Below are 2,772 nucleotides of genomic sequence, written 5' to 3' on the forward strand. Positions count from 1 at the left end.
GAATTAGCCATTAAAGCTTCCAGATTAATACTATCGGCTAATTGAAAACCACAGCTTTCCGTGCGAGTTAAACTGGCTAAAGTGCCACCCACAGCTAACACCTTGCCCAAATCTCTGGCCAGGGAACGGATATAAGTCCCCGATCCACAGTGAATATCTAGCTCTATCTGCGGAAATTCCCCCTCTAACCAGCCTAAAACCGTAATTTGGTCAATTTTGACCTGACGAGGCTCCACTGCGATTATTTCCCCTTTGCGAGCCAATTCGTAGAGACGGCGACCATCCTTGTGAATAGCACTATACATCGGCGGAATCTGGGCAATATTGCCAATAAATTCCGCTAAATGAGGCTTAACTGCCTCTAAAGTTAAATCGGCACAGGGACAAGTAGCGATCGCTTTTCCCGTAATATCATCGGTATCGGTGCTGAGTCCTAACTGGATTTTTGCCCGATAAGCCTTATTTTCAGGTAAATAGGGCAGTAATCGGGTAGCAGCCCCGACGGCGATCGGTAAAACTCCCGTAGCCATAGGATCTAAAGTTCCCCCATGGCCGACTCGTTTTGTCTTAAGAATTTTTCGGACTTTGGCCACACAATCATGAGAAGTCCAATCGGGGGGTTTATTGAGATTTAAAAAGCCAAACATTATAAATTATGAATTATGAATTATGAATTATGAATTATGAAGTGGGGTGGTGGGGTGATGGGGAGAATAGATAAAAGCAATCTCCTCAATTCTGAATACTGAATACTGAATACTGACGGCTGATATCTAAAAATCTGACGTATTAAGTAGGGAGGCGCAATTATTTATAGGATGGGTTAGCGGTAGCGTAACATAATCGGGCGTTGGGCTTCATGCTGAAAATAGTTAAAACCCTACACCCTACACCCCACACCCTGCCCCCACCGAAAACCTTTTTGCCGCAAACCCTACTTATATAATTGCATAACTTCGCTTAAAGGTAAACGGGAACGAACACCGATAGAAAGGTCAGAAAAATGACCAAGATCATAATGATCAACAGCAGCGCGAGCAATCATAGCGGCGTTATCGGTACAGAGTTTAAGCGGCGGAAAATAGACGGTTAAATGATGATTTTTGGCGGCAGTTTCCAGATGATTTCTTAAGGCACTATTAGCCGCCACTCCTCCCCCGATCGCAATAGTTTTTAAGCCATAATCTAAGGCACAATTGATTGTCCTACGGGTTAAACTTCTGGCTACCGTATCTTGAAAACTAGCGGCTATATCAGCTACAGGTAAATTATCTGGCTCGAATTTCTCTACTAAGCGCAAAACAGCAGTTTTTAAACCGCTAAAACTGGAATCGTAGGCATGAAAACCGCCGGTTGGTAAAGATATTTTACCCTCAGGCAAGGGAAAAGCTTGGGGATTACCATCTTTAGCCATGCGATCGATTATCGGACCACCAGGATAACTTAAGTTTAATAATCGTGCCACTTTATCAAAAGCTTCTCCGGCTGCATCATCTCTAGTGGTTCCTAATTGTTGATATTTACCGCAGGCCTGCACATGGATTAAACTGGTATGACCCCCGGAGACTAAAAGAGATAAAAAAGGAGGTTTAAGATTGGGTTCAGCGAGATAGGAAGCATAGATATGACCTTCGAGATGATGAATGCCGATAAAGGGTTTATCGTGGACAATAGCCAGGGTTTTGGCCGCCGTCATTCCCACCATTAAAGCACCTACTAAACCGGGGGCAACTGTGGCGGCTATTCCATCAATTTCTGACCAATTTAACCCCGTTTCTTGCCAAGCTTTTTCTAGACAAAAATTAATGGTTTCTAGGTGTTGTCGCGAGGCCATTTCCGGCACAACACCGCCATAGAGACGATGGAGATCAATTTGAGAAAAAACCACACTACTCAACACCTGGTTATTGTTAACAATAGCCACAGCAGTTTCATCGCAACTGGTTTCGATCGCTAAGATAATTGTCATGATTTAATCAGTAAATCGTCAGACACCCCCCTTATTAAGGGGGGATTAAGGGGGGATCCATCTTTAATTTAATTATAACCACTTACTTAATTTTGCTTAGGTACTTAATTAAAATTATAGTTCAACAATTTCCATAGCCACCACCGCCGGGGGTTTCAATAATAAAAATATCACCAAGGTTCATTTCTACAGTCGCAGTACCGGGCAATTCTTCGATAGTTCCATCGTTTCTTTCCACGGCATTACGTCCTATTTTACCAGCTTTTCCTCCCGCTAGTCCAAAGGGGGGAATCTGGCGATTACCCGATAAAATATTAGCAGTCATGGACTCTTGAAATTTAATTCTTCTAATCACACCATCACCTCCAGAATATTGTCCCCTGCCGCCACTATCGTGGCGAATGCTAAAACTTTCTACTAACACAGGATAGCGCATTTCTAATACTTCCGGATCGGTGAGACGGGAATTAGTCATCTGGGTTTGTACGGCAGCGGTTCCCGCAAAATTTGCCCCCGCACCAGAACCGCCGCAAATAGTCTCATAATATTGATATTCTTGATTGCCAAAAGTGAAATTATTCATCGTCCCTTGGCTGGCTGCTTGAATGCCTAAAGCGCCGTATAAAGCATTAACTATTGCCTGGGAAGTTTCTACATTTCCTGCTACTACGGCCGCTGGATAAACGGGATTAAGAAAACAGCCAGATGGGATAATTAAATGGAGGGGTTTGAAACAGCCAGCATTTAAAGGAATTGCCTCCTCCACAAGGGTACGAAAAACGTATAAAACCGCCGCTCTTGTC

The 2,772-nt window shown here is 43.5% G+C and carries 3 protein-coding genes; all 3 read right to left on the reverse strand.

Annotation, left to right across the window (positions count from 1 at the left end; translation table 11 throughout):
- Positions 1 to 647 (reverse strand): tRNA pseudouridine(55) synthase TruB (gene truB / locus PX484_RS09735; protein WP_288103653.1); only part of this gene is annotated, 647 nt, incomplete at its 3' end.
- A gap of 287 nt (positions 648 to 934) precedes the next feature.
- Positions 935 to 1,969, reverse strand: a complete 1,035-nt coding sequence (gene tsaD / locus PX484_RS09740) for a tRNA (adenosine(37)-N6)-threonylcarbamoyltransferase complex transferase subunit TsaD (RefSeq protein WP_004268497.1) — start codon at positions 1,967 to 1,969, stop codon at positions 935 to 937.
- Positions 1,970 to 2,090: 121 nt separating this feature from the next.
- Positions 2,091 to 2,772 (reverse strand): hydantoinase B/oxoprolinase family protein (locus PX484_RS09745; RefSeq protein ID WP_288103656.1); only part of this gene is annotated, 682 nt, incomplete at its 5' end.

Origin of the sequence: Microcystis sp. M49636_WE2, assembly GCF_030065375.1 — a bacterium.
Lineage (GTDB): Bacteria > Cyanobacteriota > Cyanobacteriia > Cyanobacteriales > Microcystaceae > Microcystis > Microcystis aeruginosa_C.